This window comes from Moraxella bovoculi (assembly GCF_000988745.2).
GTDB classification, from domain to species: domain Bacteria; phylum Pseudomonadota; class Gammaproteobacteria; order Pseudomonadales; family Moraxellaceae; genus Moraxella; species Moraxella bovoculi.
Genome location: NZ_CP011381.2, coordinates 228245 through 245411, shown reverse-complemented (window position 1 = coordinate 245411; position 17167 = coordinate 228245). Strand labels below are relative to the sequence as shown.

The 17167-nt window shown below is 41.4% G+C and carries 12 protein-coding genes, 1 tRNA gene and 1 other RNA gene; 1 reads left to right on the top strand and 13 read right to left on the bottom strand.

Annotated features, from left to right (window positions below):
• Nucleotides 1-4: 4 nt before the first annotated feature.
• Nucleotides 5-841 (top strand): phosphoadenosine phosphosulfate reductase family protein, encoded by an 837-nt coding sequence (locus AAX10_RS01125; protein WP_046699608.1) that lies wholly within the window; start codon nucleotides 5-7, stop codon nucleotides 839-841.
• A 3-nt stretch (nucleotides 842-844) separates the two neighbouring features.
• On the opposite strand, the gene AAX10_RS01120 is transcribed toward AAX10_RS01125, so the two are convergent.
• The 13 genes from AAX10_RS01120 to hemA all read right to left on the bottom strand — a co-directional run bounded on the left by AAX10_RS01120 (nucleotide 845) and on the right by hemA (nucleotide 17044).
• Nucleotides 845-1336 (bottom strand): DNA phosphorothioation-associated protein 4, encoded by a 492-nt coding sequence (locus tag AAX10_RS01120; protein WP_080946966.1) that lies wholly within the window; start codon nucleotides 1334-1336, stop codon nucleotides 845-847.
• Nucleotides 1333-3363 (bottom strand): AAA family ATPase, encoded by a 2031-nt coding sequence (locus AAX10_RS01115; protein ID WP_046699607.1) that lies wholly within the window; start codon nucleotides 3361-3363, stop codon nucleotides 1333-1335. Before AAX10_RS01115 ends, AAX10_RS01120 begins: the two co-directional genes overlap by 4 nt.
• A 9-nt stretch (nucleotides 3364-3372) precedes the next feature.
• The gene (locus AAX10_RS01110) at nucleotides 3373-3603 is read right to left on the bottom strand and encodes a hypothetical protein (RefSeq protein WP_046699606.1); all 231 of its coding nucleotides are present in this window, start codon (nucleotides 3601-3603) and stop codon (nucleotides 3373-3375) included.
• Nucleotides 3596-5758, bottom strand: a complete 2163-nt coding sequence (locus AAX10_RS01105) for a DEAD/DEAH box helicase family protein (RefSeq protein WP_046699605.1) — start codon at nucleotides 5756-5758, stop codon at nucleotides 3596-3598. Before AAX10_RS01105 ends, AAX10_RS01110 begins: the two co-directional genes overlap by 8 nt.
• Nucleotides 5746-8157: a DUF262 domain-containing protein gene (locus AAX10_RS01100; protein WP_046699604.1), complete on the bottom strand. Its 2412-nt coding sequence runs from the start codon at nucleotides 8155-8157 to the stop codon at nucleotides 5746-5748. The genes AAX10_RS01105 and AAX10_RS01100 overlap by 13 nt, the downstream gene beginning before the upstream one ends.
• A gap of 272 nt (nucleotides 8158-8429) precedes the next feature.
• A complete protein-coding gene (locus tag AAX10_RS10225) occupies nucleotides 8430-8771 on the bottom strand; it encodes a hypothetical protein (RefSeq protein WP_226997785.1) in 342 nt (113 codons plus the stop codon).
• Nucleotides 8772-9387: 616 nt separating this feature from the next.
• Nucleotides 9388-9478, bottom strand: a tRNA-Ser gene (locus AAX10_RS01090).
• Nucleotides 9479-9531: 53 nt separating this feature from the next.
• Nucleotides 9532-10152 (bottom strand): DedA family protein, encoded by a 621-nt coding sequence (locus tag AAX10_RS01085; RefSeq protein WP_036366663.1) that lies wholly within the window; start codon nucleotides 10150-10152, stop codon nucleotides 9532-9534.
• Nucleotides 10153-10220: 68 nt separating this feature from the next.
• Nucleotides 10221-10579, bottom strand: a transfer-messenger RNA (tmRNA) gene (ssrA, locus tag AAX10_RS01080).
• Nucleotides 10580-10661: 82 nt separating this feature from the next.
• Nucleotides 10662-11435 carry a WG repeat-containing protein gene (locus AAX10_RS01075; RefSeq protein ID WP_052585405.1) on the bottom strand — a complete coding sequence of 258 codons (774 nt, stop codon included), beginning with the start codon at nucleotides 11433-11435 and terminating at the stop codon, nucleotides 10662-10664.
• A gap of 39 nt (nucleotides 11436-11474) precedes the next feature.
• Nucleotides 11475-14225: a [protein-PII] uridylyltransferase gene (glnD, locus tag AAX10_RS01070; protein ID WP_080946965.1), complete on the bottom strand. Its 2751-nt coding sequence runs from the start codon at nucleotides 14223-14225 to the stop codon at nucleotides 11475-11477.
• Nucleotides 14226-14470: 245 nt separating this feature from the next.
• On the bottom strand, nucleotides 14471-15598 hold the full coding sequence (locus tag AAX10_RS01065) for a pyridoxal-phosphate-dependent aminotransferase family protein (protein WP_036366693.1): 1128 nt from the start codon (nucleotides 15596-15598) through the stop codon (nucleotides 14471-14473).
• Between the two features lie 129 nt (nucleotides 15599-15727).
• Nucleotides 15728-17044: a glutamyl-tRNA reductase gene (hemA, locus tag AAX10_RS01060; RefSeq protein WP_036366660.1), complete on the bottom strand. Its 1317-nt coding sequence runs from the start codon at nucleotides 17042-17044 to the stop codon at nucleotides 15728-15730.
• Nucleotides 17045-17167: the final 123 nt, after the last annotated feature.

The window sequence follows — 17167 nt, the reverse complement described above, 5'->3', positions numbered from 1 at the left end:
TATTATGAAGAAGATCAAACATGTGCTAGGGGTATCAGGCGGAAAAGATAGCGCTGCTCTTGCTATTTACATGCGTGATAACTATCCAGAAATCGATGTTGAGTACTTCTTTACGGATACAGGCAAGGAACTAGATGAAGTTTATGAATATTTAACTTACCTAGAAGGCTATCTAGGTAAGCCCATTCAGCATATTAACCCGGATCGAGATTTTGATTTTTGGCTTAAACAGCATAATGACTACCTCCCATCGCCACAAGCTCGCTGGTGTACAATCAAGATGAAATTGAAACCTTTTCAAGAGTGGGTAAAAACTTTTCTTGATGATGGCTACGAGGTTCACTCTTATGTTGCCATTCGAGCTGATGAACCTTATCGGACAGGATACGATTCCAATGATGACAACTTGATTATTAAGTTACCCTTTCGTGAAGACGGCATAGATAAAGCTGGAGTTATGGAGATTCTTGAAAACTCGGGTGTGGGCTTACCAAAGTATTATGAGTGGCGAACCAGAAGTGGTTGTACATTTTGCTTCTTTCAAAGAAAGATTGAATGGGTAGGTTTATTAGAACGCCATCCAGAGGCATTTTATGAAGCAATGCTCTATGAGAAAGAAGCCTTAGAAAACCAAACTCCATTCACCTGGTCAGAGAGAGAATCTTTAGAGCAATTGAGTCAGCCTGAACGTGTTGCCCAAATTAAAGCTGATCATGAGAAACGTCTCGAAAAAATGAAAAAGCGGATAAAAGTTAATCCGCTACGTCCTGACGGTAGTCCAGAATTAGACATGGATGATATTTATGGCGTGGGTAAGGTTTGTGTGATGTGTCATAAATGAAGGCTAAAAGTCAATCTCCCCAAAATCAGCAGTTTCATTTTGCTGATTAAGGATTAGGTTTTGACGAATATGCTCTTCGACTTTTTGTTGAAGTGTATCAACTTTTTCTACATCAGCAGGATTACTGTCAAACCAATCTTGCAACAGCTCTAAGCCTCCATTGCAATACTCTTCAAAAATCTTTTTACTTTCTATGAGATTTTCATTTTTTAGACAAGTTGCGTTTTTATTTTCTAACAGGGCTAAAAGATAGATGTAGCCATCATCCTCTGTGCTGTGGTAGGTTTGTAAAACAATTTGAATGGTATCTGATGATAGCGGGCGTTTGATTCCATAATGATACCCTAGCATTGCGGCAAATACCATTAAATCTTTATTAAAGTTAAAAATAGCGGTATTTGGATTCTCAACCAAATGATGTACTAGGTTTTCATGCTTTCTATCGCGATTAATTTGTATGTTACGCCAGTTTTCATTTACAGTGCTTGCTTTCATAACCTTATCTCCTCTATCACAGTTCGGTCTTTTTCACAGCCATAGCGTGCTGTTTCAAAGGTTTTGCCACAAACAATAATTGGCTTGTGTTCTTTCTCACCTTGCTCTGTACTGACTTCGGCAACCAAGTTGTATTCAGCCCCAACACGCTTTCTGATGTTCTCTTCAACTGCACCTTCCCAATGACTAGACGATAGCAAGAAGACCACCTGTTCTGCCGATTCAGGAATGTATTTTGCCATATTACCCTTGTATGCATTATCAAGTACACCAAAGGGTGCATCTATCACAAATGGAGCAATGGCACCAGGCATTAATATCTCACCTTGCGCACTCTTGCGTTGAGAGGCGAATTTGATTAGACTGGAGATAAAAGTCAGGCTTAGGAGCAACTGCTGTCCATCACTTTCAGCAACAACTCTTTCAGACCTATCTATTAGTTGTATATTAAAAGTATCCTTTGATAATTTAGCGCGATAATCTTGTCTAACATATTTAGATAGAACTTCATTTATCATGGTTGGCAAGATTAATAAAGCACTCTTTTCTGCCCGAGTTAAAGTATCAGATAGCAAATTCTCTATATTTTCTATTATGCTAATAGATTCTTGCAAGGACTCAAGACCTTTTGATAGGGCACTAAGTTGATTGATATTTAATTCAAGCCTTCTTCTTTCATTGTTATTGGTTTCAAGTTTGGCTTCTAGTTGCCCAAGTCTGCGTGTTTCATAAGATATATGCTTTTCATAATCCTTTCTATCAGCTTCAAGTGTTTTAATGTCATCGATATTGCTGTTGGCTATCTTAAAACTTATCTGAGCCAACTCTGTTTTAACTTCTTCTAACTGATTTCTACTTTCATACAGCTTATTATTGTTGTCATTGATATCACTATAAGCATTTTTATTTAAAATTCTAATAGCTTTTAAAGTCTCTCTTGCTCGTGTAACTCGATCTCCTTGTAAAGGATCTGCTGCCTTAGCAAGTAATTTTTGGATATTCTCAAAGGCTTGGCTACCTTCGTGAATATCTGCACCACAGATGCAAGTTGCCTGCTCTAATATGTCTCTAACTAGATTTTCATTATAAGGGGCAGGTATTGTTCCCTTAAATTCCTCCTCATTAATAAAATCTAATGCCTCACTGGCAAGTTTGCTGGCAAAAATTGAGCTTAAATATTTGCCAAGTAACTTTCTAGTTTTTTGTTCATATTGAGTAATTTCTTTTTCTAATTTTTGCTTTCTTGATTCTAGGTTAGCACGCATTAAATGATTTTGCTTAATAACATCAGCATTGCTGTTTTTTAACTTGTCATCAACATCTTGTTTTTTTCTCTCGTAAAGAGATATGGTTTCACTACAACTGCTTATATCTTTAGACAGTTGCAGTTTTTCATTCTCATAACGAGACAGTTGTTCATTGGCTTTGCCTATTTCTCCGCCTTTATCTCTGGTTGTGATCTCACGGCGATATTCACTCTTAATGATATTTAAATCACCTAATGTTTGCTGGGCAATCTTAAAACCCAATACATCATGAATGGCATTCTTAACAGTGTGATTAGCTCCTGATGTTGTTCTAGCAAAGCTACTTACCCCTTCTCCTTGAAAAAAGAAATAAGATGCCATATTTTTTGGTATGATACTGTTGACAAATAAGCTAGCATCAGGCACGGATTGATATCCTGTTAATGCCTCTTTTAGAACCTTAAAATAAGGTTCATTCTTTGCATTAATCCCTCTTGCACAAGAATAATTGCTACCATCTTCTTCAAACTCAATCTCTACTGAATAATGGTATTCTCCTTCATCACACGCTTCATGATTCAATAGATTTTTTGGATCTCTAAAATTATCTGTTGTCTCTTCAAATAAACACCAGCGTATCGCATTTAATAAAGCCGTTTTCCCTACACCATTTTCAGCATGAATTAAAGTGATGTTTTTCTCAGCATCTGTAGAAAATCTTATCTCTTGACGACCATAAAATTGCCGAAAATTATTTAAGGTTAAAGTTAGTAGCTTCATTATTCCCTCCTATTTAGAAAAATCTTCGCCAGATGCCCGCGCTTCATCAATAAATTCTTTAATATTCTTTCGTCTTTGACCAGAACGTTGATCAGAAAATAAATACTTTCTTTCTTCATTCATGATTTTTCGGACAAGCCGACGTAATGGCGTGTTAGAAAGCTTTTTGGCATCTTCTAAGGCTTTTTCTATTAATCTTTGGTGCTCAAATGTGTGTGTATTTTCGTCAAGATTACTCATCTCTTATTCCTAATTCATTGATAACTTGTTCAATTTCAAGCTTGTTCATCGCTAAAAACTTAAAATCCCTAATCCGTTCAAACTCAGAGTTGATTAATTTTTTTGCATATTCAGAATGAATGCTAGGATTAGGCAAGGTGACAAAATCATAAATATCCGCTCGATCCTTACCTTTAAATTTACGCAGGACCCGCCCCCTTCTTTGAACATATTGCCTTGGATTTTTACTACTTGCCAAAATATAAGCCGTTCTACATGCAGGGACATCAATGCCTTCATCTAGCACTTTCATAGCTACTAATGACTGTATGATACCTAATTTAAAGCTCTCCAAAATTTCTTTTCTTTCAAGACCTGAAGTTTGTCCGATAAATTGGGCGGTTTTCCATCGATGTTCTTGCAGTATTTTAGACACTTCATCGATGACTTTAGTGTTTTCATCATCGCTTTTCCCTTCGCCGACATAAAATAGACTAAAATCTCTTTGATGCACAGGTGTTTTGGAAATAATTTCTTTAAGCTTAATCAGTTTATTGCTGGCACGACCCAATAATCGGGAACGTTCAGAAGTGTTAATCATCAGTCTATCCTGTTCTGACTGCGATAGTTTTCCACCTGATTCTACAATAATTTTAGTAATTATCTCAGATAATTCATCATATCTTAACTGCTCTTCTTCTGTGAGGTAAACAGGTGTAATATGATAATTATATGGTGTCAAAACACCATCTAAGATAGCATCTTCCAAAGAATATTCGTGCACAATCTGCTCATAATAACTTAATAATCTGTCTTTAGCAATATTCGGAAATAGCTGACCTACATCATCATCGTCTTGAAATGGAGTTGCTGATAAGCCCAGTCTAAATCTTGCATCAGGTAATGCGTGGTATATGCCGTTTGCAGAATGACGATGACACTCATCTCCAATCAAAAATAGATGATCGGCTGGTATTTGCCTGATCAGATGTTGAAAATCGTCCGATATTAAGGTTTTATTAACCACCAACAAACAAAGAAAGTTAAGTCTCTTAGCAAAAAACAATGATAGATTTCTTTCAAGACTATCCTTCCACTTATGTTTGCCATCAAAACATTCCACAGGAGAGATATTAAAGTTTTTAAGTTCTGCAATCCACTGCTTGGCTAAATCAATATAGGGCACACTGATAATACAAATCAATGGTTGATTTCTTTTTTGCTTTTCTTCAAATAGGCGAGTAATGGCATAAATTGAAGTAATGGTCTTACCAGAACCCGTTGAGTGATGAAGTATGCCCTTATAGTCATTCTTAGCCCATAGACGTAAAGCTTCTTTTTGATGGTTGCGAATAGAAAATTTGGAATTATTGATGTATTTTGGTAATGTTGGTGTATTCCTATTTTCTATTGTTATCTCAGACATATCCTCTTGAGCTACCAGCTCTTGGCGTATTTTATCTATATCAATAGCCTTTCTTCTTTCCTTGCTTTTATTTTGGATAGATTGATGTATTTTCGCATAATGCTTCGATAATACATCTAAAACAATGGTATCTCTCTGTCTGTCTAGCCATAAATTATCAAAGGCTTTAACATATTCCATTCCATAAGCTGAAAAAACTTGATTATCCCAACTTTTATATACACTTAGGCATTCAGAATTTAAGCTTTCCATGAGTGCAGAAGGGGTTTCATTGGCAGAACCTTGAAAAACAATGCAGTTATTGCTTTTATCATAAGCAATACCTATTTTCTCATGATACATACCTTGTCGTCTTAGGGCGAACTTAATCTCAAGCGATCCAGAATAAAGCAAATAGGAAAGAATTTGTAGACGAGGATATTTTTCTTCATCATCAATCATTGTAATTAATCTATCAATATAATCATCGACAATGTTATTTTCATGATTTCTGATGGCCTTGTATTCGTCATCAGTAAGAGGATTTCCGATGATTAGTCTCATTTTTCCTTTATTTCTAAGAATTTGAGATAACCCTTTTAAATTAATGCTTAGTATCTCGGATGAGAAAAAACCAACCGCTCTATCATAACGAACAGAGCGTTCCAACACAGGGCGATAAAAACCATGATATAAGTCATCATCGCCCGTTCTGTATACCGTTTTTAGATTTAATCCTAAGAAATCTTCTTGCACTTTTATTCCAGCCATTTAATAAGCTCATCCCAAGCAAGCCCATAAAGGTGCTTAGATCGCTTTTCTACAAATTCTTTTGTCCAGCTTCCCGCATAATCACCCAGTGCCACCAAATTAGGCATGTACTTATGATTTGTTAAAATCTCCTGAGAATGTTCTTTAAAGCTAATACCATGAGATTCAGCAGCATGTCTTAAAATTTCAGCCGCTTCTTGGTGTGTTCTTGCTCCAATCACCTTATAAAAGACCTGCTTTTCCGCCCACATTCTATTAGATAAGGCAGAATTCAAGGGGTGTGAAACGAGTGTTAAGTTGCCAAGCGCATGCACTGTATCGGCTATTTCATAAATGGCACCATCCCAATTTTTGGCATTATTTTGAGGGGCAATATGTTCTAATGACATCGCTGTGTCATCGATATAATTATCATAAGTTAAGCAATCGTTAGTGGCCATCTTACCTTTTACGAGAAGACCTGAGTTATCATCGGGTTCAATACTGTCATGATGAGCAGCGAGTAATAATACTTTAGCAACCTTTGGTGCTTTTTTATAAATAGGTCTTGTAAAAGAGTTTTGGATAAAAGACTCTTTGTCGCCAATTTTACCTTTTCTATTAGAATCTTGTAATCTTGATTTAAGCTCCGCCTTTAAGCTATTTGGATCTACATTACCATATTTATTCAAACGAATCGCTATTGGTGAAAAATCTGTAAATTCCGATTTCTTGCTTAGTAATTCCCGGTACTCATTGTCAATACCTGCCGTTCCCTCACGAGACGATCGCCACAATAAACTAAATGCAGTTATCGCTTTTAGAATTTCCTCAAACTCATCAAAGCGTTGTTTTTTTAACTCAACATCTTTTTCCTCGACAACCTGTTTAAAAAATATGGTCAAAACAGGAAGAACAACACTGTGATTGATATCCGCTAGAAATTTCAAACACAATTTTCCAGATTGTGAAAGTTGATTAGAACCAAAATAAGTGCTGAGATTTTCATAATTGTGCTTGGAATGCCATAAATCTTTTTTGAAATTTGCGCAATGGGTTAAGGTGCGGATAAATAACATTCTATCTTCCGGCGTTCTTAACTCCTCAAAATACGCTTTTAACTTACTTCTTTGTTCCGCCAATCTACCAGAAACTTTATCACCAGCGTATGCCCCTAAAAACTGAATTAAAAGCTCCTTAGTAGCCTTTTGCAAACCTTCGCCAACATTGAATTCGCTAAGGTAGCTGGCGGTTTCATCCATGTATTTTTTTTCTTCGGATTCGCTATAATTTTCAAGTCCTACAGCGCTTACCACCCTAGGCTTAAAGGTTTCAAATGCAGTCAGTGGTTCACCCGTGGTATTCAACGATTCAAAAATTGTAAAGGCATAATCCTCATTTTTGCCTTGCACAACAGTTAAAACCACTCTTTTTAAGACATAATTGGCGTACAATACCAATACTAACATATCGTCAAAAACAGCTTTTTCCTCATTGTGCAAACATTCTAAAAATCTTTTTTGAATGGAGTAACCGAAAAGACTTTCTTGAAATTGCTCTGATTCATAAATTTCTTCAATACTTGGGACTTCTTCCATTTCACTACTAGTTGATTTTTTTCCAGTCAAAGAGGCGATGAGTCTAGATAATTGCAAAAATCTATCAATTACCGCATCTTCACCTTCAATACTCCCTTCACGCTTGGCTGGCTTATATTCCACTGCGGTATAGTCTATTTCATTAATGGTGCAAATGTAGTTAAATATCAGATTAGCGACCGGGGAATCATATTTTTTATTCTTATCATTTTTTGACCACTGATCATCTAGTGAGCGAATCATTCTAGGGTAGAGCGGGCATTTTCCATAGGATTGCTTTTCATAAAAAGTCTTGGAAAGTAGGTCAAGAACAGCGCTTACCTGTCCATCAAGCCATTCATAAGCATCTAACTTATCTCTTATTTCGTCATAGAATTCTTCACCGAAGTTTATTAGGAGATTCTCCCCTTCTCCATTTAACGTTTTTTCAATCTGTTTCATTTTTCTTAAAAATGTTTTTTGAAACAGTTGGATCTGATTATGTAGTGCCAAACATAAGATTAACAAAGTTGTCATTCTTTGCTGGCCATCAATGACAGTTAATACCTTGCTAGGTACATCTTCCTTAACAATAGGTTGGACAGTAACATTATTAGTGTCGTGAATAGTAATGACGGTTCCCAAAAAAGTAAAACTATCATCGTGTTTTAATAATGTTTTAACACCATGTCCCAGATCTTCAATTAGTCTTGATACCTTGTTCTTATCCCAACTATACGGTCTTTGATAAGAAGGAATATATAACCCTAAACCAGTATCAGATAATAACTCTTGCGGAGTTTTAGAAACTGCTTTAAAAATTGAATTTGCATCTACAGCCATGATATCGATCCCAATTGAAAATTAATAGTATAAATTAACATAATATACAACAAAAATACACTAATTGAAACCATTATTAAACTTTCATTGTTAAAGCTGTAAAACACCTATCCTTAACCTTTATTTTATACTCTACAATTATTCTACAATCCCTCCATGAATGCTCACCTTCTATTGATGAACCATCAAGCATATTTCATCATAAGAATGAAATTAGCAAACCCCTAACTATTTATAAACTGATATCAACCATCAAATATTAAGGAAAAACCTCACTCCACCACAGGGTAGAATGGTTTGCCTAGGCTGTGGGCAGGATTATCCAAAATAATTTGGATAATGGCTGGAATGATGGCCAGTAGTATCTGACAGCCATCTTGTAGCTGCTTACGATTGACTCTGCTGTTGTACGTTGCACCTCCGTGCACGATTTGATTTCTCAATGTATAAAGCCTATCAAAGACAACAATAAGTATCGCGTGAGTATCTTTGTCCGCTAAGGCTTGGTAGGCTTTTTTGTTCGATTTATCAAAATCCTCAAGCCATGCCACCTCACTAATCTTACCATTATGATAATCCCAAAAAGGCTGAAAAACGTAACGGTTGTCTCGCATAACACGAATACTTTGAGGGAATTTTTGCCAGATGATATGGTAGATAATATCCTTTGAATCCAATCTACAAATAAGGTTTAAAAATTCCAAGAAATTTGTTCTATCGGGGCTGCGCTCACTCATCTCCTTAGCATAGATGACATTAAAGCTAATCTACAGGCTGATGAATTGCATGTCTAAGTCATCTTGTGTCTCTTGTGATTTTTGTAGCCAACTTAGTGCGCGATGTAAGCGCAAATTAAGCTGATCAGGATATGTAGATTTGTTGTGAACAAATTGGTGTTGTAGATCTTCTATCATGGATAATTCCACCTCTGTCCATTTGGTGATAGATTGCCATAAACAGCAAATCAAGCGATATAACAGTACAACCTATTAATATATAGCCAAAATACCATGAACAGCAAGCAAGTTATTAGATACAGGTGGGGATCACCACATTACGAGCGTATTTATGGCAAAATCACGCGTGATTGTCGGATTTGACGGAAATCAAGAGCCACGAAATTATGAGATTTGGAGGGGTTTTAATAATTTCTTATTAAAAATATCGGTCACTCTTAATAAATATTTGGCCAATAAAATAACCCCTTGATGATTCAAGGGGTTATTAATCTGGCGGAGACGGAGGGATTCGAACCCTCGATACGCTATTAACGTATACACACTTTCCAGGCGTGCGCTTTCGACCACTCAGCCACGTCTCCAATTTTTCTATTATAACAAAACTTTCGGATTTTGTCCTAAATTTTATTCAAAATTATTTCGCAAAAAATACCTTTTTGACGCGCATGACTATCACGATTACCGCGATCACTAGCACAACGATGACCACAATTTTACTGATGGGTTCGATGAATGTAGCCACTGCTTCATAATTGGCGCCCAGCACATAGCCAGCATACGCAAGTAGCGTCGTCCAGATTGCAGAACCTAAAGCAGTAAGCGTCAAAAATGGCAATATTGGCATGCGTGCCATGCCAGCAGGGATGGAGATGAGTGAGCGAATGCCGGGGATCATACGTCCAAAGAAAATCACAGATTTGCCATATTCATCAAACCATCGCTGTGCACTGGTAACGTCTTTGGGCTTTATCAAAAAATATTTGCCGTATTTCTCAGCAAAGTGATATAGACGTCTCTCATCCAAGATCGTGCCCAGATAATACAAAGGCAGCGCACCCAGCACCGACCCCAACGTGCCTGCGATGATGGCAGCGATGAGATGCATTTGTTCCATGGCAGCAGCAAAGCCGGCAGCAGGCATGACAAGCTCGCTAGGAATGGGTGGAAATACATTCTCCAAGAACATCATTAACGTCACACCAAACAGACCCAGCTTGTCCATCATGACGAGCACCCACTGGCTGATCGTGTCCATAATACACCCGATAAGTAAAAAACCAATCACCTAAGTGATTGGTTTTATTGAAATTTTTATAATAAAATTGGTGGAGATGGCGGGAGTTGAACCCGCGTCCGCCAGCACTACGCCCATGACTCTACACGCTTAGAGTCTGTCTTTGGCTTTAATCCGCACCGACCCGACAGTCAGGGTGGATTGGACGATTTGCTAAGAGTTTCGCACCTGTCATCGCAACGCTAACAGATGCTATCCTTTGTGCGTTCGCATCGGGGTGAGCAACCAGACCAAAGGCAATCTGTGCCGACCCAAGTAGCCCTTAGGCTGCTAGTGCGTAAGTTTCGTCGTTTGCGACTATTTTAAATGTATGTTGATTTACAAGAGGCATACGCTCTTGACGTGCATCATTAGGTTTCATCACCAGCGTCGAAGCCAGAACATCCCCTAGATGACAACATTGTAACAAATAACACCATCAACCGCAATGCATGCAATGTTATATTTTGTATCCATGTTTTGCTTGTTCATCAGTGGCGAAAGGCGACTTCTTTGCCGTTTTTGTCGATGTAATGCGCGTGGTCATCATGGATGACGTAGGCGATTCCCTCGATAAAGTTGGCAGGTGTGTCGTAGATGGCTTGGATGACCAGATCACCTCTGGGGTTGATGTAACCATATTTATAGCCGTCGTCGCCTTTGATGCCAACGGATGCTAACCCCTCAGAGAAGTCTTCAGCGACATCATAAGTTGGTCCGATGACCTGCTGACCATTCTTATCGATAAAGCCCCATTTGCCATCTACTTTTATGCGCACCAGACCACCCTCGAACCAGTCGCCTGTATCGGTATAGATGGGCTTGATGACAACTTTACCTTTTTTGTCGATGAATCCGTATTTGCCATTGCTTTCAATCTTGGCTCGACCTTCCCAAAACCCCCAAGCGCCAGTGAACTGCGGCTTAATGACGATTCTGCCCTTGGGATTGATGTAGCCGTATCGCTTGCCTTGCTTGATGAGTGCCATGCCATCATCGAAATTCTCCGCCATATCGAACGTTGGCTCGATGATGATTTTGCCGTGGGTGTTGGCATAGCCATATTTGCCATCTTTGGTGACGACGGTTAGGTTTTCGTTGTATTGACAGTCTTCGCTCTCTTTGGCGAAATGATAACCTTCTGGCAAGCTGATTCTGCTTTCACAAGAAACAAACTCTTCTGTTAGGTCGAAGGTTTTCGCGTCTTGGGCGATCGCAGCTGTGCAGCACAGCGCGATGAGACAAGGAATGTATGCTAACTTCATGATAAATTGAACAAAATAACCAAAAATCTAACTATTGTATCATGCCAAAGCTTCGATCACAGCAATTTTTAATGTATTTAATTTGTCAGCGCTTAGCGTTTGACCGTCTTTATCACTTAAATAAAACACGTCTTCGGCACGCTCTCCTAAGGTGGTGATGCGCGCGCCATGCACCTCGATGCCCAGACGGCTAAATATCAGCCCAAGGCGCGCCAATAACGCCGGTCTATCCTTGGTGATCAAGGACATCATGTGATGACCTGTGCGCGCCACCGAAGTCGCCTCGCTAAACTGCACCTGCGTGGGCACAGTGAAGTGCTTAAGCTGGCCATCTAGGGTGAAATTGCGTGCAGAGATTTGGCTCTCACCGCTCTTTAAGGCGTGCATTAGCCTGGCAGTGAGTGTCTGCCGCCTGATGTCATTGGTCAAGATGTCATCACGTTCAGCACCTTGGATGGCGTAGCGATCGATGACGACATACGAGTCTAGCGCCGCAGGCTTGCCATCGATGTCAGCGGTCAAGATGGTCGCATCCAATACGGACAGCCCCATGTGATCAAGCACGCCCACAGTCGCGGCGAACAAATCGTCTTGATCGTAGGTACAGATGAATAATTGTACAGCGTTCAGCGCAAGGTCGGAATGCGCGCGCAGAGCGATGACGGGCTTGTTATCAGCCAATGTGGACTTATTGGCGAGTATCTCAGAGGTCTGCCATGCGATGTCATGGTGTTTTTGCTTTAAGAAGAAATCATCACCAAAATCTTGCCATAACGCATCGATATCAGTAGTAGAGATAGCCGTGAGTAATTGCTTGGCTTTTTCCTTGCGATTGGCGATGACCGCATTCATTTCGGCAGCAGATGCACCCAGACTAAGAACTCGGTGCGTGCTGATGTACAGCTGCTTTAAAAGGCTGGCGCGCCACGTATTCCACAGCTGGCTGTTCGTGGCGTTCATGTCAGCGACAGTAAGCACATACAGATGGTTTAGATGTGCGATGGTGCCTGTAAATTCAGCAAAGCTTGCGATGACTTCAGGGTCATAAATATCTTGTTTTTGGGCGGTTAGCGACATGGTGAGATGTTCACGCACAAGCCACGCCACGAACTCGATATCTTCATCGCCCAACCCATGCGAACGCCCAAATTCATACACATCTTGCGCACCAAGCTGGCTATGGTCTCCACCTCGCCCTTTGGCGATGTCATGGAATAATGCCGCGATGACCAGCAAATCTTTGCGGTTGATTTTTTGATAGACTTCGCTGACCAAGTCGAATTTTTGACTGTATTCTGCATTCGTCGTATCGCCAAATCGGTGCAAAATTCGGATCAGCAGCAGCGTATGCGCATCCACCGTATAACGATGAAATAAATCGTACTGCATTAGCCCCATGATCTGCCCAAAGGCAGGTAGATAATCTCCCAATACGCCATATCTCTTCATGATGCGTAAGCGCTGATATAGGTAGTTATTTTCTTGTAAATTTGCCAAAAATAGCGCGCGATGCTTAGGGTTAGCGCGATAAGCATCATCAATCAAATGACTTGACAGATATAATGTGCGTAGAGTGCTGGCGGCAATTTTTTTGATGCCGTGCTGACCCATAATCAAGAAAATGCGTAATAAGTTTTCAGGTTTTTTGATAAAAATATCGTCGTCTTTGGCGAAGATCTGAGCATCTTGGCGAGTGATTTTACCATCTCGAATCTGAATCTCTTCTGCCACGCCGTCCACATGTAGGCTAGAATCGATGGGGGTTTCGTTTTGGGTGATTTGGAGAAAATCCTCGTCGATCTCGACCGCTTCATATTCAGGCTCAAGATAACTTTCGTTATAGTAGGCGCACAGCATCTCAGACAACGCCGCAACCTGTATCGCGTGACGATAATAGGTACGCATCATCGCCTCAAGTGCGGCGGTGAGCGTGCCTGCATCAGCATCATCTTGTATTAGGTGTAGCCGTTTGGCGATGTTTTTTTGATGGTCGAACAGTAGCCTATCCTCGCAGCGGCCTGTCAGAGCGTGCAGATGATGGCGAATACACCATAGGAATTTTTTGGCGCTTTGTAGGGCGTTAAGCTCGTCTTGACTCAAAAATCCCACACCTGATAAATCGCCTAACTCTTTGACATCATCAAAATAAAACTTCGCCAACCACACCAAAATGTGCAAGTCTCTTAATGTTCCTGGGGCGGATTTGATGTTTGGCTCTAAGTTGTATTCGGTGGCGTTATGATTAAGGTAGCGCGCCTTGGATTCTCCAGTTTTGGCGATAAAAAACGCCTTAGCACTCCATGCGTTTTTTACCGATTCGGTTGGAATATGGCGAAGTGCGTCGTTGCCTGCGATCAGGCGCGCCTCCAAAAGCGCAGTCGCAACCGTATGATCGGTCACAGCAATCGCCGTATCTGCTACATCGCGCACGCTGATGGCGGGGGTGATGCCAATGTCCCATAGAGTTGCCACGAATTGCTCAATCCCTTTGATGTGTGAATTAAGGTCATCAGCAAGAATCAGAATATCAACATCAGAGCATAGGAAAAGCTCACCACGACCATAGCCACCGATGGCAAATAGCCCAAGCTCATCAGACAACATCTCATCAAAAATACGAGCAAGCACCCGATCCATCGCCTGCGTTCTTAGTGCAACATAATCCTCAATCACATCAAGCGCGCCTAATCCCAAATCTGTGATACGACGATCAATCTGAGCATTCAATTCAGTCAGATAGCCTTTATAGGAGATGGGGTCAAAAGATGGCAAGGGAGGTAGATTTATCATAGTATTTGGCACAAGCTTGGTGATTGATGTGAAGGGTTACAATCTTCAGATTGGTATGTTTTAAATGATAGCATAATTTTTATGGTTTCACCTAACATCAAAAGAGCGGCTGTTTTAAAGGTAGTCAAATTTCCAAAACCCAAAAATAAAAAGTTGCTATATATTTAAGGTCAGCTCACTCAATTTTCCTGCAAAAAAACTCCCGCCAAATCAATAACCCCTTGAATCATCAAGGGGTTATTTTATTAGCCAAATACTTTATCAGCAGCTGCCTTAAATCGTGTAATCGCACCATCAACATCGGTTAGCTTATCTAGCCCAAACAGCCCGATTCTAAAGCTCTGATAACCCTCAGGTTCGCCAACTTGTAGCGGCGTACCAGCAGCGATTTGCAGCCCTTGCTCTGCAAATGCTGTGCCTTTATGGATCGCCTCGTTTGGCGCATGACACACCACAACACCGCGTGCTTGGTAGCCAGGATGGGCGACGCTTTGGATGCCTTTACCATTTAGAACCGCCAAGATGCCTTTACCAAGTTCAACTTGTGCAGATTTTAGCTTATCATAGCCAACAGCTTTCGCCTCAAGCAGTGCATCTCTAAGCTGCTTAAGTCCATCGGTTGGCATGGTGGCATAATAGGCATGTCCGCCATTTTCGTACGCTGTCATGATGTTTAGCCATGCTTTTAGATCCAGCGCAAAACTGCTTGGCGTGCTGGTTAGTACCGCTTCACGAGCATCTTCAGACATCATCACAAGACCAGCGCACGGGGTACTAGATAGACCCTTTTGTGGTGCGCTGATCAGCACATCGATGCCCACCGCCTTCATGTCAAGCCAGATGCAGCCTGAGGCGATGCAGTCAATCACCAAAAGTCCGCCCACCTCGTGCACCGCCTCACCTAGTGCGCGGATATACTCATCACTTAGCATCATGCCAGAGGCTGTCTCGACGTGCGGAGCAAACACCACGGCAGGTTTTTGGTTGCGGATCGCTGTTGTCACCGCCTCGATATCAGCAGGGGCAAATACGGCTTTTTCGTCATTGGTGTGGCTTGCACAGAATACTTCGCTTGACTTAGCCACGCCTGTTGCATCCAAAATCTGCGTCCAGCGGTAGCTAAACCAACCATTTCGGATGATCAGGCAGTCCTTATCCTTAGCCAAAGCACGCGCCACAGACTCCATGCCAGACGTTCCAGATCCAGGAACGATGGCGACTGCATCGGCATTATATAGTGATTTTAATTCTACGGATAAGTCACGCATGACTTCTTGGAATACCTTTGACATGTGATTCAGTGCGCGGTCGGTATAGACCACTGAATATTCCAAAAGTCCATTAGGATCGATATCATCTCTCAAAGCAGGCATAATTTTCTCCTTGGTTTCACCAAACTTTTGCATCAATGTACCAATCTTAGGCGCAAAAATCAACTGCCAAGCACACTAAATGCTTGAGCTTCGTGATAATTGGCAGAATCGAGGAGAAAGTAAAGGATGCTAGTCGCGATAAGCGTGATTTAGGGCGTGCGTCACCATCTCAAGCACATCAGCTTCGCTGTTTTGGGCAGTGTGGCGGATTAGCTTAGAGGGTGCGTGGGTCAGTGTCTGCGTCAGCGTGCGAGCAAGCTCTTTGACGACCTCGGCAGCATCATCGCCATCAGATAGGCGAGCTAAGGCGGTATTTAGTAAGCGCTCTTTATGGTTTTCGGCGGTTTGTCGATAGGCGGTAATCTGAGTGTGAGCGGTCTGCACCTGCATCTGATGCTCAATATCTAGCACCAGCTGACTGACCATCAGTTCAGCCTCGATGGCGGCTTGTTTTCGTTCTTCTAGATTGCCTGCGATGACGTGTTGCAGGTCGTCCACCGAATATAGATAAACATCATCAAACAAGCCTACACTCGGCTCAATGTCTCTTGGCACCGCCAAATCAACCATTAGCATGGGACGATGTCGGCGGGCTTTTAGCGCCGCCTTTACCATGCCATGTGTGATGAGCGCATCCATGCTACCGCTACAGCTACTGATCACGTCTGCATCAGCGATGTGCACACCCAATTCAGTCAGTGGCACAAGGTCAATCTGCACACTGCGATTGGCCGCTTTTGCCATCTCATGCAGCTCTGCTGCTAAGTTCTCAGCACGCTCTTTACTGCGGTTGGCGATGATGATGCGCCCCATGCCAAGCGCAGCGACATTATGCGCAACTAATCGATTCATCTCGCCTGCCGCCACCAATATGAAGGTTAAGCGGCTTGGCTCATCAAAAATCTGCGTAACCAGCTTGGCAGTGGCAAAGCCAAGCGTCACCGCCTGCGCACCCACTTTGGTATCTCGGCGCACCGCACGCGCTGCAGCAAATACCTGCTGAGTCAGCCAATCAAACCCGCGCCCCATGCCGCCAGATTCTCGCGACTGAGCGACCGCTTGGCGAATCTGCCCTAGAATCTGTGGTTCGCCCAGAATCATCGAATCTAGCCCAGCCGCGACACGTAACCAGTGATTCAGCGCACGATTGTCTTCATAGATGTATAGAAATGGCGCAATGTCGTCAAGATTCAGACCCTTAAACTGTGCAAGCCAAGCTCGAACTCTCTGGGCTGCATCACTAATCTCAAGCTCGTCATCATACACGGCATCATCTGGCAGCTTGACGTATATCTCACTGCGGTTACAGGTTGAGACGATGACAGAGCCGTCCGTAATCGCCTTTAACTCATCAATGGCGCACGACAAATCCTGCCCGAACGATAACTTCTCACGAAGCTCGACGGGCGCGGTTTTGTGATTGACTCCGACGACGGCTAATTTCATTACAACTCTAAAAAAGCTGGATTTTTGATGAATGTTATTGATTTAAATTATCAAAAATTAATCATAAATTGTCTATTATAACAGCTTTTGGATAATTTGTGACAAGATTACCAACAAAAGCAT

Excerpts from the sequence above, each read along its gene's own strand:
- AAX10_RS01100 (WP_046699604.1), bottom strand. The coding sequence starts at position 8,157 with ATGGCTGTAGATGCAAATTCAATTTTTAAAGCAGTTTCTAAAACTCCG.
- AAX10_RS01115 (WP_046699607.1), bottom strand. The coding sequence starts at position 3,363 with ATGAAGCTACTAACTTTAACCTTAAATAATTTTCGGCAATTTTATGGT.
- AAX10_RS01075 (WP_052585405.1), bottom strand. The coding sequence starts at position 11,435 with ATGAAGTTAGCATACATTCCTTGTCTCATCGCGCTGTGCTGCACAGCT.
- AAX10_RS01085 (WP_036366663.1), bottom strand. The coding sequence starts at position 10,152 with ATGGACACGATCAGCCAGTGGGTGCTCGTCATGATGGACAAGCTGGGT.
- AAX10_RS01065 (WP_036366693.1), bottom strand. The coding sequence starts at position 15,598 with ATGCCTGCTTTGAGAGATGATATCGATCCTAATGGACTTTTGGAATAT.
- hemA (WP_036366660.1), bottom strand. The coding sequence starts at position 17,044 with ATGAAATTAGCCGTCGTCGGAGTCAATCACAAAACCGCGCCCGTCGAG.
- AAX10_RS01120 (WP_080946966.1), bottom strand. The coding sequence starts at position 1,336 with ATGAAAGCAAGCACTGTAAATGAAAACTGGCGTAACATACAAATTAAT.
- AAX10_RS01105 (WP_046699605.1), bottom strand. The coding sequence starts at position 5,758 with ATGGCTGGAATAAAAGTGCAAGAAGATTTCTTAGGATTAAATCTAAAA.
- glnD (WP_080946965.1), bottom strand. The coding sequence starts at position 14,225 with ATGATAAATCTACCTCCCTTGCCATCTTTTGACCCCATCTCCTATAAA.
- AAX10_RS01125 (WP_046699608.1), top strand. The coding sequence starts at position 5 with ATGAAGAAGATCAAACATGTGCTAGGGGTATCAGGCGGAAAAGATAGC.
- AAX10_RS10225 (WP_226997785.1), bottom strand. The coding sequence starts at position 8,771 with ATGCGAGACAACCGTTACGTTTTTCAGCCTTTTTGGGATTATCATAAT.
- AAX10_RS01110 (WP_046699606.1), bottom strand. The coding sequence starts at position 3,603 with ATGAGTAATCTTGACGAAAATACACACACATTTGAGCACCAAAGATTA.